The sequence below is a fragment of the Actinoplanes regularis genome (assembly GCF_900188005.1).
Lineage (GTDB): Bacteria > Actinomycetota > Actinomycetes > Mycobacteriales > Micromonosporaceae > Actinoplanes > Actinoplanes regularis.
In genome coordinates, this window is the sequence record NZ_FZNR01000022.1 from 1 (window position 1) to 18,978 (window position 18,978).

Sequence of the window (18,978 nt, forward strand, 5' to 3'; positions counted from 1 at the left end):
GGTAACGTGTTGAGTTGACCGGTACTAATAGGCCGAGGGCTTAACCACCCTAAACATTTTACTTGCGTCCACTGTGTGATTCACAGCAAACGAACGACCACTCTGATGGTCGGAGTTCTGCTGGCCGGCCCGGGATGGGGTCGGCTGGGAGCGGACCGGAGTATTTCCGGTCCGGACACGAACCGTTTCGGTTCGAGTCGGCTCTGATGTCGGATTGCTGGTGTTCCGCGCTGACAGGTGTTTCGGTGGTCATAGCGGAGGGGAAACGCCCGGTTACATTCCGAACCCGGTAGCTAAGCCCTCCAGCGCCGATGGTACTGCACTCGGGAGGGTGTGGGAGAGTAGGACGCCGCCGGACTCAACGTAACGGTCGAGGGCCGCCCCGCACGGGGTCGGCCCTCGACTGCGTTTAAGACTCGGTTCCCTAGTAACTTTGTGTTTGAGACCAGGCCGCCCGCACCGTGGGCCCGCCGCCGTACTTGGAAGGAATGATCCGTGACTACAGGACCGCAGGACGGCGGCTCCAGCAAGCGCGACGAGGCCCGGGAGGGCCGCGGTCGCGATGGCGGCGACGCCCGCCGCGGCGATGGAGGCGGATATCGGGGCGGCGACCGCGGTGGCTTCCGTGGTGGCGACCGTGACCGTGGCGGCGACCGGGGCGGTTTCCGCGGTGGCGACCGTGGGGGCTACCAGGGTGGTGGCGACCGCGGTGGGTTCCGCGGTGGCGACCGGCCCAGTGGTGGCGACCGGGGTGGTTACCAGGGCGGCGGCGACCGTGGCGGCTTCCGTGGTGGCGACCGTGACCGGGGCGGCTACCAGGGTGGTGGCGACCGCGGTGGGTTCCGTGGTGGCGACCGTCCCAGTGGTGGTTACCAGGGTGGTGGCGACCGTGGCGGGTTCCGTGGTGGTGACCGTGCCGTAGGCGGCGGTGACCGGCCGGGCTTCCGTCGTGATGACCGCGGTGGTTCGCAGGGCGGTTCCGGTGGGTTCCGTGGTGGCGACCGTCCCAGCGGTGGTTACCAGGGTGGCGGCGACCGTGGCGGCTTCCGTGGCGGTGACCGTCCCAGTGGCGGTGACCGTGGCGGGTTCCGTGGTGGCGACCGTGATCGGGGCGGCTACCAGGGTGGTGGTGACCGTGGCGGGTTCCGTGGTGGTGACCGTCCGAGTGGTGGTTACCAGGGTGGTGGTGACCGTGGCGGGTTCCGTGGCGGTGACCGTCCCAGTGGTGGCGACCGTGGCGGGTTCCGTGGTGGCGACCGTGATCGGGGCGGCTACCAGGGTGGTGGCGACCGCGGTGGGTTCCGTGGTGGCGACCGTCCCAGCGGTGGTTACCAGGGTGGCGGCGACCGTGGCGGCTTCCGTGGCGGTGACCGTCCCAGTGGTGGCGACCGTGGCGGGTTCCGTGGTGGTGACCGTGCCGTAGGCGGCGGTGACCGGCCGGGCTTCCGTCGTGATGACCGCGGTGGTTCGCAGGGCGGTTCCGGTGGGTTCCGTGGTGGTGACCGTCCCAGTGGTGGTTACCAGGGTGGTGGCGACCGTGGCGGGTTCCGTGGTGGCGACCGTCCCAGTGGCGGTGACCGTGGCGGGTTCCGTGGTGGCGACCGTGATCGGGGCGGCTACCAGGGTGGTGGCGACCGTGGCGGGTTCCGTGGTGGTGACCGTCCCAGTGGTGGTTACCAGGGTGGTGGCGACCGTGGCGGGTTCCGTGGCGGTGACCGGCCCAGCGGTGGCTACCAGGGTGGCGGTGACCGCAGCGGTCCGCGCGAGGGCTTCCAGGGTGGCGGCGACCGGGGCGGCTTCCGTGGTGGCGACCGTCCCAGTGGCGGCTACCAGGGTGGCGGCGACCGCGGCGGCTTCCGTGGTGGCGACCGTGATCGGGGCGGCTACCAGGGTGGTGGCGACCGCGGTGGGTTCCGTGGTGGCGACCGGCCCAGTGGTGGCGACCGTGGCGGGTTCCGTGGTGGCGACCGTGACCGGGGCGGCTACCAGGGTGGTGGCGACCGGGACCGTGGTGGTTACCAGGGTGACCGCTCGCGGAACGAGGAGCAGGAGGGCCAGGCGGCTTTCCAGGCCCCGCAGCTTCCCGAGGACGTCGTCGCGGCCGACCTGGACCAGGAGGTCTTCGCGGAGCTGGCGAGCCTGGCCCGTGACGTCGCGGACACTGTCGCCCGGCACCTGGTTGCCGCCGGCACGATCATCGACGAGGACTCCGAGCTGGCCCTGCAGCACGCGATCGCGGCGCGGCGGCTGGCCTCGCGGATCTCGGTGGTGCGCGAGGCGGTCGGCCTGGCGGCGTACGCGGCCGGTGACTGGACCAGCGCGATCGCTGAGCTTCGTACCTACCACCGGATGACCGGCAAGCAGACCCACCTGGCCGAGCTGGCGGACTGCGAGCGGGCCCTGGGCCGCCCGGAGCGGGCGATCGACCTCTACCGTGGCGCCGAGGTCGCGAAGCTGGAGAAGTCCGGGGCGATCGAGCTGCTGATCGTGGCGGCCGGCGCGCGCGGTGACCTCGGCCAGCACGACGCGGCCGTCGCGATGCTCCAGGTCAAGGAGCTGACCGGGGACGAGACGGCGGACTGGGCCGCGCGCCTGCGGTACGCGTACGCCGATGCCCTGCTCGCCGCCGGGCGCCGTGAGGAGGCCCGCGAGTGGTTCGGGCGGGCCGCGGCGGTCGACGAGGAGCAGCTCACCGATGCGGCGGAGCGGATCCTCGAGCTCGACGGCGTGACCATCGAGGGTGACGACGACGAGGACGACGAGGACCTGGCCGACGAGGCCCGCGCCGACGAGGACGACGACGAGCGCGAGGACGACGAGGACGACGACGAGGATCTCGACGACGAGCCCGAGGCGGAGTTCGAGGACGACGACGAGGACTTCGAGGACGACGAGGACGAGGACGATGAGGAGCCGGCCCGGGTGGCCGACACCGACATCAACACCGACGCCCTGAAGGCCGAGAAGTCCGAGGTGCCGGCGGCGGTGTTCGAGGAGCCGAAGGCGGAGACCGAGAAGGACGAGGCGGAGCCGGACGAGAAGGACGGCGACGACTCCGCCGACCGGCCGCAGGCATGAGCGACCACCTCGCCGGCGGTTACGACCTGGCCATCTTCGACCTGGACGGCGTCGTCTTCCTGATCGACAAGCCGATCAAGGGCGCGGCCGAGGCGGTCGAGCGACTGCGGGCGGACGGGACGTCGATCGCCTTCGCGACGAACAACGCGTCCCGCCGTGCCGCGGACGTCGCCGCGCTGCTCACCGGCATGGGCGTCAGCGCCGAACCGGCCGAGGTGCTGACCTCGGCCGGGGCGGCCGCCGCCCTGATCGCCGAGCACGTGCCGGCCGATTCGCCGGTGCTGGTGGTGGGCGCCGAGGCGCTGCGCGGGGAGGTCCGCGACGCCGGGCTCACCCCGGTGGACTCGGCGGACGCGCGGCCGGTCGCGGTGGTTCAGGGGTACGGGCCCGAGGTGGGGTGGAAGATCCTGTCGGAGGCGGCGCTCGCGGTTCGCGCGGGCGCCACCTGGTACGCCACCAATACCGACCGCACCCTGCCGAGCCCGCGTGGCCCGCTGCCGGGGAACGGCTCGCTCGTCGCCGTGCTGCGGACCGCCCTGGACCGGGAACCGGACGTGGTGGTCGGCAAGCCGCAGCCCGCTCTCTTCACCACGGCGGCGTCGCTCGCCAAGGCGGAGCGGCCGCTGGCCATCGGTGACCGGCTGGACACGGACATCCAGGGCGCGGTCGGTGCCGGCATGGACAGCCTGCTGGTGCTGACCGGTGTCAGCGGTCCGAAGGACCTGCTGGCCGCGCCGGTCGAGCGGCGGCCCAGGTTCGTGGCGGCCGATCTGTCCGGGCTGTTCCGCTCCGCCGACCAGGCCCGCGTGCCGGTCGCCGAGGTGGACGGCTGGCAGGTCGCCCGGGACGGGGACCGCGCGGTCCTGACCGGGGCCGGTGACCCGGTCGACGCACTGCGGCTGCTGTGTGGCGTGACCTGGGACGGTGTCCCGGTCGCCAACATCTCGGCCGGCTCCGACGCCGCCATCGAGCTCTTGCGCGGTTGGGGTCTCTGACCCTGGTGCCGCCATCGGGCTCGTGCGCGGTTGGGGTCTCTGACCCTGGCGCCGTTGTCGGGCTCTTGTGTGGTTGGGGTCTTTGACCCTGGCGCCGCCGTCGAGTTACTGCGCGGCTGGGTTTCTGACCCGGCCGCGCATGCCGTTATTTGAAGCGCAGCCCCGGCCGATGGCCGGGGCTGCGCTTTTTCTGTTTCCGGGCCTCGGGCCGCGTCGCGGCCTCGAGTACGTGTCGCGTCGCGCGAGATCGGCACGGGGCTCGGCCGAGAGGCCTGGTCACGGGAGGCGTAGGTCGTACCGCCGAATGGGGTTGATCTGAGGGTGGGTGGAACGGATCGCGTGCCCACCGCCGCGGAGTGGGCGCGCGACGGTGGTCAGAACGGGTGGGCCACGTCCTCAGCGGTGGGTTTGTGGTACTGCTGCGGGTTGGGCCGGTGTCGGCGGCGAGGGAGCGGGGGCGCCTCGGGGTCGATGCGGAAGATGCCGTCGATCATGGCCACCAGGGGCGAACTCATGTAGTCGAAATCTGGCACCGCGATTCGTTCGGCCCGTTGGTGGACGTTGTCGGCGTTCACCGTGTTGTCGATGTTCGGTACATCGGGGCGGACGTGGATCATGATTGCCTCCCAGTGACCCGGGGCGGCCGTCGTCCGGCGGTCGCTCGTTCTCGGAACAATCGTCCCACCAGGGAACCGGGTCCGGCCAGGAGAAATCGCATCTGGCGCGATTCGGGCCAAACGGACGAGGTGGCGGCCGATCATGGGGACGTGACTTCCTTCAGGCTGCCTCGGGGAGCGCGGCTCTCGGAGGCGTCGTGGCACGCCCGGCACATGATCGTCAGCCGCCTGCTCTGGCTCCACGTCCCCGCCTTCCTGGTGCTGGGCATGCTCGGGCCGCGGCCACGCTGGGAGGTCGTTGCGCTCACCGCGGGGGTGGCCGGCTGGGCAGCGCTGACACCGCTGCTGCCGACCCATCGGGCGCAGGCGTCACAGACCAGCGTGGGCCTGATCGCCTGTACGTTCGTGGCGATCGAGCTGTCCGGCGGTTCGATGACCGCGCACATCCATCTGTACGCGATCCTGATCTACATCGCGCTCTACCAGATGTGGGCGCCGCTGATCTGGGCCGTTCTGGTCGTCGTGGTGCACCACGGGGTGGTCGGTCTGATCTCCCCGGAGCGGGTGTTCGGCATGCACCACATGGGCGTCGCCGCGGCGATCGAGCAGGTCGCGATCCACGCCGGGCTGGCCGCCGTCGAGGTGGTCGGCATCGTGATCTTCTGGCACTTCGCGGAGCAGGCGGAGCTGGAGAACGAGCAGCTCGCCAAGGAGGCCACGCAGGCCCGGGAGGAGACCGAGCGGGCCGAGCGGGAGGCGCGTGAACAGGCCGCCGAGGAGCTGCGGGTGCGATCCGCGGAGGCCGCCGAGCAGACCCGGCGGATGACCGAGGAGGTCGCGGCGATCAGCGTGCAGGCGCGTACGGCGATCTCCGCGGTCACCGCGGTGGACCGGGAACTCGCCGCGCTGACCGCGTCGGTGCACGACATCGCGTCGCGATCGGCGGAGGCGGCCGGAGCCGCGGCCGGCGGGAAGGACGCGGCCGCTTCCGCCGGGGACAAGGTACGGGCGCTGGAGCGGTCGGTCGGTGAGATCGCCGACGTCAACGCGATCATCGCGTCCCTGGCCGATCAGACGAACCTGCTCGCGCTCAACGCGACCATCGAGGCGGCCCGGGCCGGGGAGATCGGCAAGGGGTTCGCGGTGGTGGCCTCGGAGGTGAAGGACCTGGCGCGGGAGACGGCGACGTCGGTCGAGCGGGTGAACACCGTGATCACCGCGATCATCTCGGAGACCGATGACGTGGCGCAGACGTTCGCCAGGACGACCGGGGCGGTGGACGGTATTCACGACCTGCAGTTGGATATCGCTTCGTCGGTGGATGAGCAGGCGAAGGTGCTGGGGGAGGTGACCAAGCAGCTTTCGACCGCTACCGCGTCGGCGGATCAGGTGCTGGCGGGTCTGCAGGCACTGACAGCCGCCTCCGGAAGCCGTTAGCGTGATCCGGGTTTGGCGGATGCCTTCGGAAGCTGTCAGCGCGGTCCCGGTTTTTGGAAGGCTGTCTCCGGCAATCGTCAGCGGAGGCCGACGCAGTCCAGGTCCCAGAAAGTGTGCAGGTAGACCAGGGTGCCGGTCATCCACGGGCGGTGGGCGGTGAGCGGGATGACCTGGAAGGCGGCGTCCGGGATGCGCAGCGACGGCTTGCGGAACCCGTGGTCTTCGCCGGCGGTGAAACCCTGCTTCGAGTAGTACGCCGGGTCGCCCTCCAGGAAGACCGCCGGGACGTCCCGCTTGTCCAGCTCGGCGACACCGTGGCGGATGAGGGCGCTGCCGATGCCTTGGCGCTGCCGGGCCGGGGTTACCGAGAGTGGGCTGAGCACCTGCACCGGGACCAGGCGTTCCGGGGCGTCGAGGAGGCTCCGGGTGAACATCACGTGCCCGATCAGCGCGCCCTCGTCCTCGGCGACGAACGACAGGTATCCCGGGTCGTCGCGGCGCAGGGCGTCGACGAGGTCGGCGACGACCGGGCCGTGGTCGGTGCCGAAGGCGTCCCTGACCAGCTGGTGGATCGCGGGCTGGTCGGCGGGGGTTTCGGGACGGATCAGCATTTCGCGGACGCTAGCCGGGTGATGGCTCGGATTGCAAGAATCCGGACCGGCCGGGCGCGGCTCGCCGCCGCCGTTCGTGTCGCCACTATTCGCGGCCGGACGGTGCCCGATCGGTGGAACCTTCGCGACGCGCATCGGCGGTCGCGCTCGCCTGGCGGTCGCGCTCGCCTGGCGGTCGCGCTCGCCTGGCGGTCGCGCTCGCCTGGCGGTCGCGCTCGCCTGGCGGTCGCGACCGCCAGGCGGTCGCGCATGGTGCGCGGGATGGGCGACTGCGCCCGAAAGGTGGCTGCGGGTGGTGCCTGCGCTGGAGGGCCGTGCCTGCCAGGCGGCTTCAGGTGATGGGCGGTGCCTGCCAGGCGGCTTCGGGTGATGGGCGGTGCCGGTCAGGCGGGCTTGAACGATCTGGGCTTCGGCGTCGTATCACTCGGCGTGATCAGAGGAGTTTACGGAGCTTGAGCAGGTCGAACGGGTTCGCCTTGATGGTGATCTGGCGCGAGGCGATGGCGCGGGTGACGTCCAGCCGGCCGTTGACCAGCGCGAGCAGGTCGTCGCTCGCGGCGATCAGGGCGATCTTGGCTTTCGGGTCGTCGCCGTCGGTGATGTCGAGCAGCAGGCCGCCCGCGATCCGGCCGTGGAAGGCGGTGTCGAGGTCGGTGACCCGGCAGGCGAGTGTGCGGTCCAGATCGAGCTTGCCGCGTGCCTCCGCGTTCGCCGCGAGCTTGGCGGCCAGGTCGTGCAATGCTTTGCGGCACTCGTCCACGGTGGCCATCGGCATCCCCCCTCGCGACACCAGCACCGTACCTCAGGAAGTTGTCGGGGGCTGCCGGTAGCGTGGCACCCGGCGCGACGAGAGGAGGAGGGATCATGTCGGATGCATGGCGGGCTTATCTGGACCTGGCGCTCGGGCTGACCGAGACGCCCAGGAAGAGGGCGCAGAAGGTCGCCGGTGAGTTGCTCAGCCGGGGCGGTGCGACGGCGGCGCAGGTGCAGGGGCTGGTCGAGGATCTGCTCTCGGCGGGCATCGCGAACCGTGAGGCGCTGACCAACATCGTTCGTTACGAGGTGGACCGGGCGCTCGGCCGGGTCGGGCTGGCCACTGCCGACGAGGTTTCCGAGTTGACGGCTCGGGTGCATGACCTGGAGAAGCGGCTGCGGGAGGCGCAGGGGCGGTTGGGTGCGGTGGGAGCTGATTCCCGAGCTTCCGCCTCGGCTTCTACGTCTGCTTCGGCTCCGACGTCCGCCTCGGCTTCTGGGCCTGCTGCGGCCCCGGCGTCTGCTTCGGCCCCGACTGGCGCTGCGAGTCCGGCGTCCGCTTCGAACGCGGGGCCCGTGAAGAAGGTCGTCGCGAAGAAGGCCGTGGCGAAGAAGGCTGTCGCGAAGAAAGCCCTGAAGGCCACGCCGAACGCGATGCCGTCGGCGGGGACAGCGCCGGGTGGATTGTCGGCGAACACGGCGGCTTCATCGGCGCCGGTGGCCTCGCCGGCTCTGGAGGCCGCGCCTGCGAAGAAGGCTCCGGTCGCGAAGAAGGCGGCACGGAAGTCCACATCGGGGTCGCCCGCCGGGTCCAGCGTGAGTGAGCCGGGCGCGATCGCGCCGACGAAGAGGACGCCGGGTAAGAACGCGCCGAGCAAGGCCGCGCGGATCAAGAGCGCGCCGAGTAAAGCCGCACCGGTCAAAAGCACGCCGAGTAAAGCCGCACCGGTCAAGAGTGCGCCGAGCAAGGCCGCACCGGTCAAGAGTGCGCCGAGTGCGGCCGCACCGGGTGAGAGTGCGCCGAGCAAGGCCGTTTCAGGTAAGGGCGCGCCGGTCAAGAGCACGCCGAGTGTCGGCGCTTCAAGCAAGGGCGCGCCGGTCAAGAGCACGCCGAGTGTCGGCGCTTCAGGCAAGAGCGTGCCGGCCAAGAGCGCGCCGAGCAAGGCCGCGCCGAGTAAGAACGCTCCGGTCAAACGGGCAGCGAAGAAGGCCGCTCAGGTTCCGAGTCGGCCACAGCCCAGTAAGTCAGCGTCGGTGACAGAGCGCCCCAGCGGGGCCGAGAGCCCGGAGGCGTGATCCCGTGACGTTCCCGAACCACGCGCAGGATGGCCCGGGTCCCGGCCCGGCGCAGGGTGACTACCGTCCTGCCCCGCCGCAGGGTGGCCTGGGTCCCGGCCCGGCGGATGGTGGCTATCGTCCTGGCCCGCCGCAGGGTGGTTTAGGTCCTGGCCCGGCGCAGGGGGGCTACCGTCCCGGTCCGCCGCAGGGTGGGCCGCGTCCGCCGATGCCGGCCGAGGGCGTGACGCCGTCCCCTTATCGCACCGGTGAGGACGAGATGGTGGAGGAGACCGGTCACCCGGCAGTGGATGCGGTGCTAAGTTCGCTGGCCAACGCCGCGCGGCTGACCCCGGTCGAGCAGATCGCCGAGTACGAGGCCGCGCACCAGGTGCTCCAGGAAACCCTGGCCGGCATCGACCGCTGACCGACGTACCAAAAAAGGATCTTGATGGCCCGCCGTGCGCGTCTAGACGCCGAGCTCGTCCGTCGCAAGCTCGCTCGTTCCCGGGAACAGGCCGCCCAGCTCGTGGCGGCCGGCCGGGTGCAGGTCCGGGGGACCGTGGCGCACAAGGTGGCGGCCATGGTCGACCCGGCCGACCCGGTGATCGTCACGGGGGAGGACCCGCAGACCGAGTACGTCTCGCGGGGCGGTCACAAGCTGGCCGGCGCGCTCGCCGCGTTCGGCGCTCGGGGCCTGAGCGTCGAGGGCCGGCGCTGCCTGGACGCGGGCGCCTCCACCGGCGGCTTCACCGATGTGCTGCTGCGCGCGGGCGCGCGGCGGGTGGTCGCGGTCGACGTCGGTTACGGCCAGCTGGCCTGGCCGATCCGCACCGACGAGCGGGTCGACGTGCATGAGCGGACCAACGTGCGGACGCTGACGCCGGACGCGATCGGTGGCCCGGTGGACCTGACCGTGGCGGATCTGTCGTTCATCTCGCTGCGCCTGGTGCTGCCCGCCCTCGCCGCCTGCACCGGGCCGGACGGCGATCTGGCGCTGATGGTGAAGCCGCAGTTCGAGGTCGGCAAGGAGCGGGTCGGCGCGGGCGGTGTGGTGCGCGACTGGCGGCTGCGGGCCGAGGCGGTGCTGGACGTCGCGGCCGCCGCGGCCGAGCTCGGCCTGGGCGTGGTGGACGTGACCGCCAGCCCGCTGCCGGGGCCGAGCGGCAACGTGGAATTCTTCGTCTGGTTCCGGCGCGGCGCCCCGGCCGCCGATCGGGACCGTGTCGAAGCGGTGGTCGCGGCCGGCCCGTCCGGGCAGGATCCGGAATCGACCGGCCCGTCCGGCCAGGATCCGGAATCAGCCGGCTCGACCGGCCAGGATCCGGAATCGACCGGCTCGACCGGCCAGGGGCCGGAATCGGCCGGAGCTGTCACGGAGCCTCCCGCTGGGCGGGATCAGGAACGATCGGAGCCGGCGGAGCAGCCGGTTGCCCAGATGGAGGACAAATGACTCGTTCGGCTTTGCTGGTGACGCACACCGGGCGCCGGCAGAGTACGCAGCACGCCCGCACGGTCGCGCTGGCCCTGATCGCCGCCGGCTTCGAGGTCCGGGTCATCGCCGACGAGGTGGCCGACCTGGGGCTGCCCGAGGAGCTGAAGGCCCTCGACGGCCCGGAGGCGGCCGAGGGCGTGGAGATCGTGCTGGCGCTCGGCGGCGACGGTACGTTCCTGCGCGCCGCGGAGCTGGCCAGGCCGGTGAAGGCGCCGCTGCTCGGTATCAACCTGGGCAAGGTGGGCTTCCTCGCCGAGGCCGAGATCGACCACATCGACCAGGCGGTGGCCGACATCGTCGCGGGCGGCTACACCGTGGACGAACGGCTCACCCTGGATGTACGCGCGGAGTACGACGGCCGCCTGATCGCCGAGTCCTGGGCGCTCAACGAGGTGACCGTGGAGAAGGGGCAGCGGGCGCAGATGCTCGAGCTGCTCGTCGATGTGGACGGGCGGCCGCTGTCCCGCTACGGCTGCGACGGTGTGGTGTGCGCCACACCGACGGGCTCGACCGCGTACGCGTTCTCGGCGGGCGGGCCGGTGGTCTGGCCCGAGGTGGAGGCGCTGCTGCTGGTGCCGATCAGCGCGCACGCGCTGTTCAGCAAGCCGCTGGTGACCGCACCGACCTCGACGTTCGTGCTGACCGTCGACCCGTACACGTCGTTCGCCGTGCTCTGCTGTGACGGGCGCCGCACCTGGGACCTGCCGCCCGGTTCGCGGGTGACCGTCGAGCGGGGACAGCTGCCGGTCCGGCTGGTCCGGCTGGCCCCACGGCCGTTCACCGACACCCTGGTGGCGAAGTTCGAGCTCCCGGTGGTCGGCTGGCGCGGAAACCGCCGCTGATCAGAAACATCCTCGCTGGGCAATTGTCAGGGGGCCCCACTACCCTCTGCCCTGTGCTGGAGGAACTGCGCATCACCGGGCTCGGCGTCATCGACGACACGACCCTGCGGCTTTCCGCGGGGATGAACGTGATCACCGGTGAGACCGGCGCCGGTAAGACGATGGTCGTGACCGGTCTCGGACTGCTGTTCGGTGGCCGGGCCGACGCCGGCCGGGTCCGGGCCGACCCGGGCCGGGCGGTGGTCGAGGGCCGGCTGCGGCTGAACGGCATGCTCGGCGACGCGGTCCGCACCCGGATCACCGACGCCGGCGGTGAGACCGACGAGGACGGTTCGCTGCTGCTGAGCCGCACGGTGACCGCCGAGGGCCGGTCCCGGGCGCACGTGGGCGGGCGCAGCATGCCGGTCGCCACGCTGAGCGAGCTCGGCGAGCAGGTGCTCGCCGTGCACGGGCAGTCCGACCAGCTGCGTCTGTTGCGCCCGAGCGAGCAGCGGTCCGCCTTGGACCGGTTCGCCGGCCCGGGCCACGAGAAGCTGCTGGACAGCTACCGTGAGGCGTTCTCGCGCTGGCGCCGGGTGGTCGACGACCTGGCCGACCGGCGGCGCAACGCCCGCCAGCGCTCGCAGGAGGCCGACCTGCTCAAGCTCGGCCTCGACGAGATCACCCGGGTCGACCCGCAGCCGCATGAGGACGAGGATCTGCGCGTCGAGGTGCAGCGGCTGGAGCACGCCGAGGGGCTTCGGCTGGCCGCCACCCTGGCGGCGCAGGCTCTCGCCGGCGGGGTGGAGGCGGCCGACGAGACGGCGGACGCGACCATGCTGCTCGGCACCGCCCGGCGCACGCTGGAGGGCCAGTCCGGGGTCGATCCCCGCCTGGGCGAGCTGGCCCTGCGCATCGAGGAGGCGGCAACCCTGGTCGGCGACGTCTCCTCGGAGCTCTCCGCCTACCTGAGCGGGCTGGACGCCGATCCGGCCCGGCTGGAGGCGATCTATGAGCGGCGGGCCGCACTGCGCGGGCTGACCCGGAAGTACGCGGACGACATCGACGGCGTGATCGTCTGGGCGGAGACCGCCAGGACGAAGCTTGCCGAGCTGGACACCTCCGACGAGCTTCTCGAGGAGCTGGACAGGGAGCGGCAGCGGCTCGCCGCCACGGTCGGTGAGCTGGCCGGGCGGCTGACCGCGGCCCGGCGTGACGCGGCCGTCCGGTTCTCCGAGGAGGTCAGCGTGGAGCTGGCCGGGCTGGCGATGCCGCACTCCCGGGTCGAGGTCGTGGTGGTCACCCGGCCGCCGAGCCGGGACGAGCCGTCGGTCACGGTCGACGGGCGGGAGCTGGCCGCCGGGGCGGACGGCGCCGATGAGGTGGAGCTGCGGCTGCTGGCCCATCCGGGCGCGCCGTCGCTGCCGTTGCAGAAGGGCGCGTCCGGCGGTGAGCTGTCCCGGGTGATGCTCGCCATCGAGGTGGTCTTCGCGGGGGCGGGCGGCCCGCCGACCCTGGTCTTCGACGAGGTGGACTCCGGTGTCGGTGGCACCGCGGCGGTGGAGATCGGGCGGCGGCTGGCCCGTCTGGCCCGGACCCATCAGGTGTTGGTCGTGACACACCTGCCGCAGGTCGCGGCGTTCGCCGACCGCCATCTGGTGGTGGCGAAGGACACCGGTGGCGCGATTACGACCAGCGGTGTGCGCATAGTCGAGGAGAACGAGCGGGCTCGGGAGCTCTCCCGGATGCTGGCCGGGCTGCCGGATTCCGATCTGGGCATCGCCCATGCGGAGGAACTGCTGGCGGTCGCGGGACGGGAGAAGCGTGGTTGAGTGAAACGTGGCGGGGGAAACACGAGAGAAAAATGTGACAGAACGACGGATGAAACGTCCGTTTTGTCAATGAGCTAGTGCATGTCTAACGGGGGCCGCGTGAAGCGGCGTGTCAGGATGGCCGGGATGCGACTTCCCACCTTGCGCCGTGTGCGCACCAGCGAGCCAGGCCCGCTCTCCGGGGTGGCTCGGCTCGATCGGCGTACCAAGCGGCTGACCGGCCGGCTGCGGCCCGGCGAGATCGCCGTGATCGACCACGTCGACCTGGACCGGGTCGCGGCCGACTCGCTGGTCGCCTCCGGCGTCACCGCGGTGCTCAACGTCAAGCCGTCGATCTCGGGGCGGTATCCGAATCTCGGCCCGGAGGTGCTGGTCCAGGGCGGCGTGGTGCTGGTCGACAACCTCGGCGAGGAGATCTTCGCCGGGTTGCGCGAGGGCCAGGTGGTCAGCATCGAGGGCGACCAGGTGCTGCTCGACGGCGCGCCGGTCGCCACCGGCACCCGGCAGGACGCGGAGAGCGTCGCCAAGGCCATGGCCGACGCCCGGGACGGCCTGTCGGTGCAGCTCGAGGCGTTCGCCGCGAACACCATGGACTACCTGAAGCAGGAGCGGGACCTGCTGCTCGACGGCGTCGGTGTGCCGGACGTGCAGACCCGGATCGCCGGGCGGCACGTGCTGATCGTGGTCCGCGGCTACGACTACAAGGAGGACCTGGACGTCCTCCGGCCGTACATCCGGGAGTACAAGCCGGTGCTGATCGGCGTGGACGGCGGTGCCGACGCGCTGGTGGAGAACGGCCACACTCCCGACATGATCATCGGGGACATGGACTCGGTCACCGACGACGTGTTGCGCTGCGGCGCCGAGGTGGTCGTCCACGCTTACCCGGACGGTCGCGCGCCCGGGCTGGAGCGGGTCCGCAACCTGGACGTCGACGCGCTCACCTTCCCGGCCGCGGCCACCAGCGAGGACCTCGCCATGCTGCTCGCCGACGAGAAGGGCGCGTCGCTGATCGTGGCGGTCGGCACGCATGCCAACCTGGTCGAGTTCCTCGACAAGGGGCGCGGCGGCATGGCCTCGACGTTCCTCACCCGGTTGAAGGTCGGTGGCAAGCTGGTCGACGCCAAGGGCGTCAGCCGGCTCTACCGGCAGAACATCTCCGGCTCGGCGCTGCTGCTGTTGATTCTCTCGGCGATGGCCGCGATGGCGTCGGCGGTGGCGGTGTCCACGGTGGGGAAGGCATACCTCACCGTGGTGTCCGAGTGGTGGGACAATCTGGTCTTCCAGCTGGGCAATCTTCTCTGAGGGCGTTGTGATCAACTTCAGGTACCACGTGGTGTCGCTCACCGCGGTCTTTCTCGCCTTGGCGATCGGCCTGGTCGTCGGCACCGCCGCGCTCAACGGCCCGGTCTCGGAGAACCTCAAGGAGCGCGTCACCGCGCTGAACAAGGACAACAACGTCATGCGCGACCAGCTCAACCAGTACAAGGAAGAGCTGAACAGCAATCAGGCCTTCGCCAACGAGATCGCGCCGTTCGCCCTCACCGGCAAGCTGGCGACCCGCAAGGTCGCGGTGGTGGCGCTGCCCGGCGGCAAGGACTCGGCCGAGGGCGTGGTGAAGATGCTCAACGTCGCCGGCGCGACGATCACCGCGCGGGTCACCCTCGAGGAGAAGTTCATCGACCCGGCCAACGCCAACGAACTGCTCGACCTGGCCGATCAGTCGTCGCAGCCGAGCATCCCGGCCGCCGGCCTGCCGTCGAACAGTGACGGGGTGGAGACGGCGTCCGCGCTGCTCGCGCTCACGCTGCTGCAGGGCGCGACCGTGCCGAGCCAGGGCGACGTGACCGCGGTGCTGGCCGCGCTCGCCAAGCCCGGCTACATCTGGGTCGGCGACGGCGCGGTCGGCGGCGCCGAGGCGATCGTGCTGATCGCGGGCGCTCCGGCCACCGACAAGGACGCCACGAAGAAAATCCAGAACACGGTGACCGTGGCCACCCAGTTCAGCAAGAACCGGCCGCTGGTGGTGGCCGGCACCAGCGCCGGCGACAACAACCTGGTCGCCGAGATCCGCAGCGACCCGACCCTGGTGAAGCTGATCTCCACGGTGGACAATGCGAGCACCGTGCAGGGGCAGCTGTCGACCGCGATGGCCACCCACGAGCGGCTGGTGCTGAACAAGACCGGCCAGTACGGCCTTGCCGCCGGTGCCACCTCGCTGGTGCCGTCGGCCGCTCCGTAAGGCAGACTCTTCAGCCATGGCTTTTCTCCGTTCGTTCGGGACCGGCGCCTCGGTCGCTCGGGCCGTGCTCGGCTGGGTGAGCCGCGACCCGAAGGCGGCCGGCCTGCGCCGGACCAACTTCCACGGGCGCACGGTCACCCTCGCCGGAGGGCCGGCGCTGGCCGCCGGTGCCACCATCGGCGCGGCCACCGGTGCGGCGAACAGCCGGCTCGCCGCCGCCGCGGTGACCGCCGGTGCGGTCAGCGGCGCGGTCGGGCTCTACGACGACCTCGTCGGCAACCGTCCCGAGCAGAAGGCCGCGAAGGGTTTCGCCGGCCACCTCGGCGCGCTCCGCGAGGGCCGGGTCACCAGCGGTCTCGTCAAGATCGGCGGGGTGGGTGCGGCCGGGCTGGCCGCCTCCGCGCTGATCGGCAGCCGCCGCACCGGCCGGTTCGGCCGCGGCGTCGACGTGCTGCTCGGCGCCGGTGTCATCGCCGGCACCGCGAACCTGCTGAACCTGCTCGATCTGCGCCCCGGCCGGGCCCTGAAAGCCGGCATGATCCTCGGCGCACCGCTCGCGGTCGGCCGTGGCGCCGCGATGACCGCCGGCACGCTCGGCGCGAGCGCCGCCCTGCTCCCGGCCGACCTGAACGAAGAGATCATGCTCGGCGACTCCGGCGCGAACGCCCTCGGCGCGCTGCTCGGCGTCGCGTTCACCGCCCGTACGGGCACGGTCGGCCGGCTGGCCGCGCTGGCCGCCATCGCCTCGCTCACCGCCGCCAGCGAGAAGGTCAGCTTCACCCGGGTCATCCAGGACACGCCGTGGTTGCGGTACCTCGACGAGATCGGCCGCCGGCCGGCGTGACCTCGACCGACGACTCCGGCGCCGCGTCCGCGACTCCGGCGCCCCCAGCGACCCCGAACGCGCCTCCGGCAACCCCGAACGCGCCTCCGGCGACTCCGGCGACCCCGAACGTGATCCAGCCGGGCGCTTCCGGGGTCGCGAATGGCCGTACGGCGAAAAGCCCCGCCACCACCGCGGCGAAGGTGGCCGGCGCCGCCGCGCTGATCACCGTGCTCACCATCCTGGCCCGCGTCGCCGGCTTCGGCCGCACCCTGGTCTTCTTCTACACCGTCGGCGAGGGCGGCCACGGCGGCCTGCCCGACCTGTACTTCGCCGCCAACACGGTGCCCAACATCGTCTTCGAGGTGGTCGCCGGCGGTGCCCTGGCCAGCCTCGTGGTGCCGCTGCTCGCCCGAGCGGTCGCCGACGGCGACCGCGCCGGGGTCGGCCGGATCACGTCCGCCCTGCTGACCTGGATGGTGGCGCTGACCGTCCCGCTCGCCGTGGCGGTCGCGCTGGCCGCCGGGCCGATCACCGGCCTGCTGCACGGGGTGCCGCCCGAGCACCAGGAGGTCGCTGCCCGGATGCTGCGGATCTTCGCGCCGCAGCTGCCGCTCTACGGCATCGGTATCGTGCTGACCGGTGTGCTGCAGGCCCATCACCGATTCGCCTGGCCGGTGATCGCGCCCCTGCTCTCCAGCGTGACCGTGATGGCGGCCTACCTGACGTACGCCGGGATCGACGGCGCCCGCACCGACTTCGCCGGGCTCTCCACCGCGGGCGAGCTGACCCTCTCGGCCGGCACCACGCTCGGCGTCGTGGTGCTGAGCCTCTGCCTGCTGATCCCGCTGTACCGGCTGCGGTTGCGGCTGCGCCCCGGTTTCCGGTTCCCCGGCGGCGAGGGCCGTCAGGCGGTCCGTCTCGGCTGGGCGGGCGCGGTCACCGTCGGCGCGCAGCAGGTGGTGGTCGCCCTGATCGTCACGCTCGGCGCGCAGCAACTCGCCCGGTACAACGGCGCGCAGACGGTCTTCCTGCTGCCCTGGGCGGTGCTCGCGGTGCCGCTGGCCACCGCGGTCTACCCCCGCCTGGCGGACGCGGCGGTGCGGCGCGACGAGACCGCCTACGCCGGCGCGCTCTCCGGCACCGCCCGGTCGGTCGTGCTGCTGGCCGGGCTGGGCATGGCCGCGCTCGCCGGGCTGGCGGTCCCCGCGGCCCACCTGATGAACGCGAAGGGCGCGGCTCCCGGAATCGTGGGCTTCGCGCCCGGCCTGCTCGGCTACGCGTTGTTCGCGCTGCTCTCGCGGGCGCTCTACGCACGTGGCGCGACGGTCGCGGCGGCGGTCGCGTCCGGCGTCGGCTGGCTTTGCGCCGGGATCGCGGTCGTGGCGGTCACCGCGACCACCGAGGGCGGGGCGGAGCTGGCCGGGCTCGGCCTGGCCAACGCGCTGGGCATGTCCGTGACCGGGTTGTTGCTGGTCCTCGCGGTGCGCCGGCACGCCGGTCCGGCCGCGCTCGCCGGTCTGTTCCGCGCGGTCGCCGCCGCGGTGGGCGCGGCCGCCGTCGCCGCTCTCGCCGGGTGGGGCGTGGCGACGGGGCTGGCCGGGCATACCGGGGGCGTGTCCGGGAGCCTGCTGCAGGGCCTGCTGGGCGGGATCGCGGTCGTGGTGGTCTTCATCACGGTGGCGTTCGCGCTCGACCGGCGCGATCTGGGCCCGCTCGCCGGGACACTGGTGCGGCGTTTGCGGAGATAGCGAGGCCACCCAACCGGTCCGGCGCACCGGATCGGTTGGGTGGTTGTTAACTTCGGCCATGCGGCCGGCGTCCGGCGGACGCCTGTTAATTTCGGTCCGCGCGCCGATCAGTGCGTGCGAGGAGAGGGGTATACCGCTCGTGAGCAGCGACGACGGGTGGCGTGGCACGGTCGTGCTGGTGCTGGGTTCCGCTACCGGCGGCACCGGTGGGCACGTCCTGTCGCTGGCCCGCGGCCTGGTCGCGGCCGGTTGCCGGGTGCTGGTCTGCGGGCCGGCCGCCAACGACGAGCACTACGGGTTCACCGCCGCCGGGGTGGAGTACAGCCCGGTCGAGATCCCGGCCGACCCCGGCCCGCAGGACTCCGGCGCCATCCGGGCGCTGCGCCGAGCGATCGCCGGCCGCCAGGCTGACGTGATCCACGCCCACGGGCTGCGGGCGGCCTTCGTGGTCTCGCTCGCCCGTACCGGTGTGCCGCTCGTCGTCACCTGGCACAACGCCGTGCTCGCCAAGGGCCTGCGCGGCCAGGCCGGTGCCCTGGTAGAACGGATCGTCGCCCGCAACGCCGAGCTCACCCTGGGCGCCTCGGAGGACCTGGTGGAGCGGGCCGTCGCGCTCGGCGCGAAGAACGCCCGGCTCGGTCCGGTGGCCGCCCCGGAACACCGGCCGCCGAAGCGCACCCGGCAGGCGGTCCGCGCCGAGTTCCGGATCAAGGGCGACACCCCGCTGATCCTGTCGGTCGGCCGGCTGCACCCGCAGAAGCACTACGACCTGCTGGTCGACGCCGCCGCCCGGTGGCGGGAGCTCGATCCGGCTCCGGTGGTCGTGGTCGCCGGCTCCGGGCCCAGCTACATGCCGCTGGCTCAGCGGGCGTCCCGGACCCACGCCCCGTTCCACCTGCTCGGGCACCGGAGCGATGTGCCGGACCTGCTGCTCGGCGCCGACCTGGCGGTGGTCACCAGCGACTGGGAGGCGCGGCAGCTGTTCGCCCAGGAGGCGTTGCGGGCCGGCGTGCCGCTGATCACCACCGCCGTCGGCGGGCTGCCCGGCCTGGTGGGGGACGCCGCGGTGCTGATCCCGCCGGGGGACCTGGACGCGCTGGACAACGCCGTACGGACGGTGCTGTCGGATCCGGGGCTGCGTGCCGACCTCGCCGCCCGCGGACCCGTCCAGGCCGCCACCTGGCCGGACGAGACCGCCGTCGTCGACGCGGTCCGTTCGGCGTACGCCGAGGTCGCCGCCGCATGAGC

Annotated in this window: 14 protein-coding genes, 1 rRNA gene and 2 pseudogenes; 14 read left to right on the plus strand and 3 right to left on the minus strand. The window is 72.1% G+C overall.

Annotation, left to right across the window (positions count from 1 at the left end):
• Nucleotides 1-241: 241 nt before the first annotated feature.
• The 3 genes from rrf to CHC09_RS36280 all read left to right on the plus strand — a co-directional run bounded on the left by rrf (nucleotide 242) and on the right by CHC09_RS36280 (nucleotide 4,073).
• Nucleotides 242-358, plus strand: a 5S ribosomal RNA gene (rrf, locus tag CHC09_RS36270).
• Nucleotides 359-495: 137 nt separating this feature from the next.
• Nucleotides 496-3,078, plus strand: a complete 2,583-nt coding sequence (locus CHC09_RS48915) for a tetratricopeptide repeat protein (RefSeq protein ID WP_425320682.1) — start codon at nucleotides 496-498, stop codon at nucleotides 3,076-3,078.
• Entirely contained in the window at nucleotides 3,075-4,073 is a 999-nt protein-coding gene (locus tag CHC09_RS36280) for an HAD-IIA family hydrolase (protein ID WP_089297810.1), read from the plus strand. Before CHC09_RS48915 ends, CHC09_RS36280 begins: the two co-directional genes overlap by 4 nt.
• 374 nt (nucleotides 4,074-4,447) lie before the next feature.
• On the opposite strand, the gene CHC09_RS36285 is transcribed toward CHC09_RS36280, so the two are convergent.
• Complete coding sequence (locus CHC09_RS36285; protein WP_089297811.1) at nucleotides 4,448-4,690, minus strand: hypothetical protein; 243 nt, start codon at nucleotides 4,688-4,690, stop codon at nucleotides 4,448-4,450.
• Nucleotides 4,691-4,840: 150 nt separating this feature from the next.
• Between CHC09_RS36285 and CHC09_RS36290 the strand changes: the two genes are divergently transcribed.
• The gene (locus CHC09_RS36290) at nucleotides 4,841-6,127 is read left to right on the plus strand and encodes a methyl-accepting chemotaxis protein (protein ID WP_089297812.1); all 1,287 of its coding nucleotides are present in this window, start codon (nucleotides 4,841-4,843) and stop codon (nucleotides 6,125-6,127) included.
• 77 nt (nucleotides 6,128-6,204) lie between these two features.
• On the opposite strand, the gene CHC09_RS36295 is transcribed toward CHC09_RS36290, so the two are convergent.
• Nucleotides 6,205-6,738: a GNAT family N-acetyltransferase gene (locus CHC09_RS36295; RefSeq protein WP_089297813.1), complete on the minus strand. Its 534-nt coding sequence runs from the start codon at nucleotides 6,736-6,738 to the stop codon at nucleotides 6,205-6,207.
• A 433-nt stretch (nucleotides 6,739-7,171) separates the two neighbouring features.
• Nucleotides 7,172-7,507: an SCP2 sterol-binding domain-containing protein gene (locus tag CHC09_RS36300; RefSeq protein WP_089297912.1), complete on the minus strand. Its 336-nt coding sequence runs from the start codon at nucleotides 7,505-7,507 to the stop codon at nucleotides 7,172-7,174.
• A gap of 95 nt (nucleotides 7,508-7,602) precedes the next feature.
• Between CHC09_RS36300 and CHC09_RS48920 the strand changes: the two are divergent.
• The 10 genes and pseudogenes from CHC09_RS48920 to CHC09_RS36350 all read left to right on the plus strand — a co-directional run.
• Nucleotides 7,603-8,298 (plus strand): annotated as a pseudogene (locus tag CHC09_RS48920) (phasin family protein); the annotation flags it as partial.
• Nucleotides 8,299-8,995: 697 nt separating this feature from the next.
• Nucleotides 8,996-9,193: a hypothetical protein gene (locus CHC09_RS48080; RefSeq protein WP_239138782.1), complete on the plus strand. Its 198-nt coding sequence runs from the start codon at nucleotides 8,996-8,998 to the stop codon at nucleotides 9,191-9,193.
• A gap of 24 nt (nucleotides 9,194-9,217) precedes the next feature.
• A pseudogene (locus CHC09_RS36315) lies at nucleotides 9,218-10,015 on the plus strand (TlyA family RNA methyltransferase); the annotation flags it as partial.
• 200 nt (nucleotides 10,016-10,215) lie between these two features.
• On the plus strand, nucleotides 10,216-11,103 hold the full coding sequence (locus CHC09_RS36320; RefSeq protein WP_089297814.1) for an NAD kinase: 888 nt from the start codon (nucleotides 10,216-10,218) through the stop codon (nucleotides 11,101-11,103).
• Nucleotides 11,104-11,156: 53 nt separating this feature from the next.
• Complete coding sequence (gene recN, locus CHC09_RS36325) at nucleotides 11,157-12,914, plus strand: DNA repair protein RecN (protein ID WP_089297815.1); 1,758 nt, start codon at nucleotides 11,157-11,159, stop codon at nucleotides 12,912-12,914.
• 126 nt (nucleotides 12,915-13,040) lie between these two features.
• The gene (gene steA / locus CHC09_RS36330) at nucleotides 13,041-14,219 is read left to right on the plus strand and encodes a putative cytokinetic ring protein SteA (RefSeq protein ID WP_089297816.1); all 1,179 of its coding nucleotides are present in this window, start codon (nucleotides 13,041-13,043) and stop codon (nucleotides 14,217-14,219) included.
• A gap of 7 nt (nucleotides 14,220-14,226) precedes the next feature.
• A complete protein-coding gene (locus tag CHC09_RS36335; protein ID WP_089297817.1) occupies nucleotides 14,227-15,156 on the plus strand; it encodes a copper transporter in 930 nt (309 codons plus the stop codon).
• 16 nt (nucleotides 15,157-15,172) lie between these two features.
• Complete coding sequence (locus CHC09_RS36340) at nucleotides 15,173-16,000, plus strand: hypothetical protein (protein ID WP_089297818.1); 828 nt, start codon at nucleotides 15,173-15,175, stop codon at nucleotides 15,998-16,000.
• Nucleotides 15,997-17,730 (plus strand): murein biosynthesis integral membrane protein MurJ, encoded by a 1,734-nt coding sequence (gene murJ, locus CHC09_RS36345; RefSeq protein WP_089297819.1) that lies wholly within the window; start codon nucleotides 15,997-15,999, stop codon nucleotides 17,728-17,730. The genes CHC09_RS36340 and murJ overlap by 4 nt, the downstream gene beginning before the upstream one ends.
• Nucleotides 17,731-17,869: 139 nt before the next feature.
• Nucleotides 17,870-18,976 (plus strand): glycosyltransferase family 4 protein, encoded by a 1,107-nt coding sequence (locus CHC09_RS36350; RefSeq protein WP_089297820.1) that lies wholly within the window; start codon nucleotides 17,870-17,872, stop codon nucleotides 18,974-18,976.
• Nucleotides 18,977-18,978: the final 2 nt, after the last annotated feature.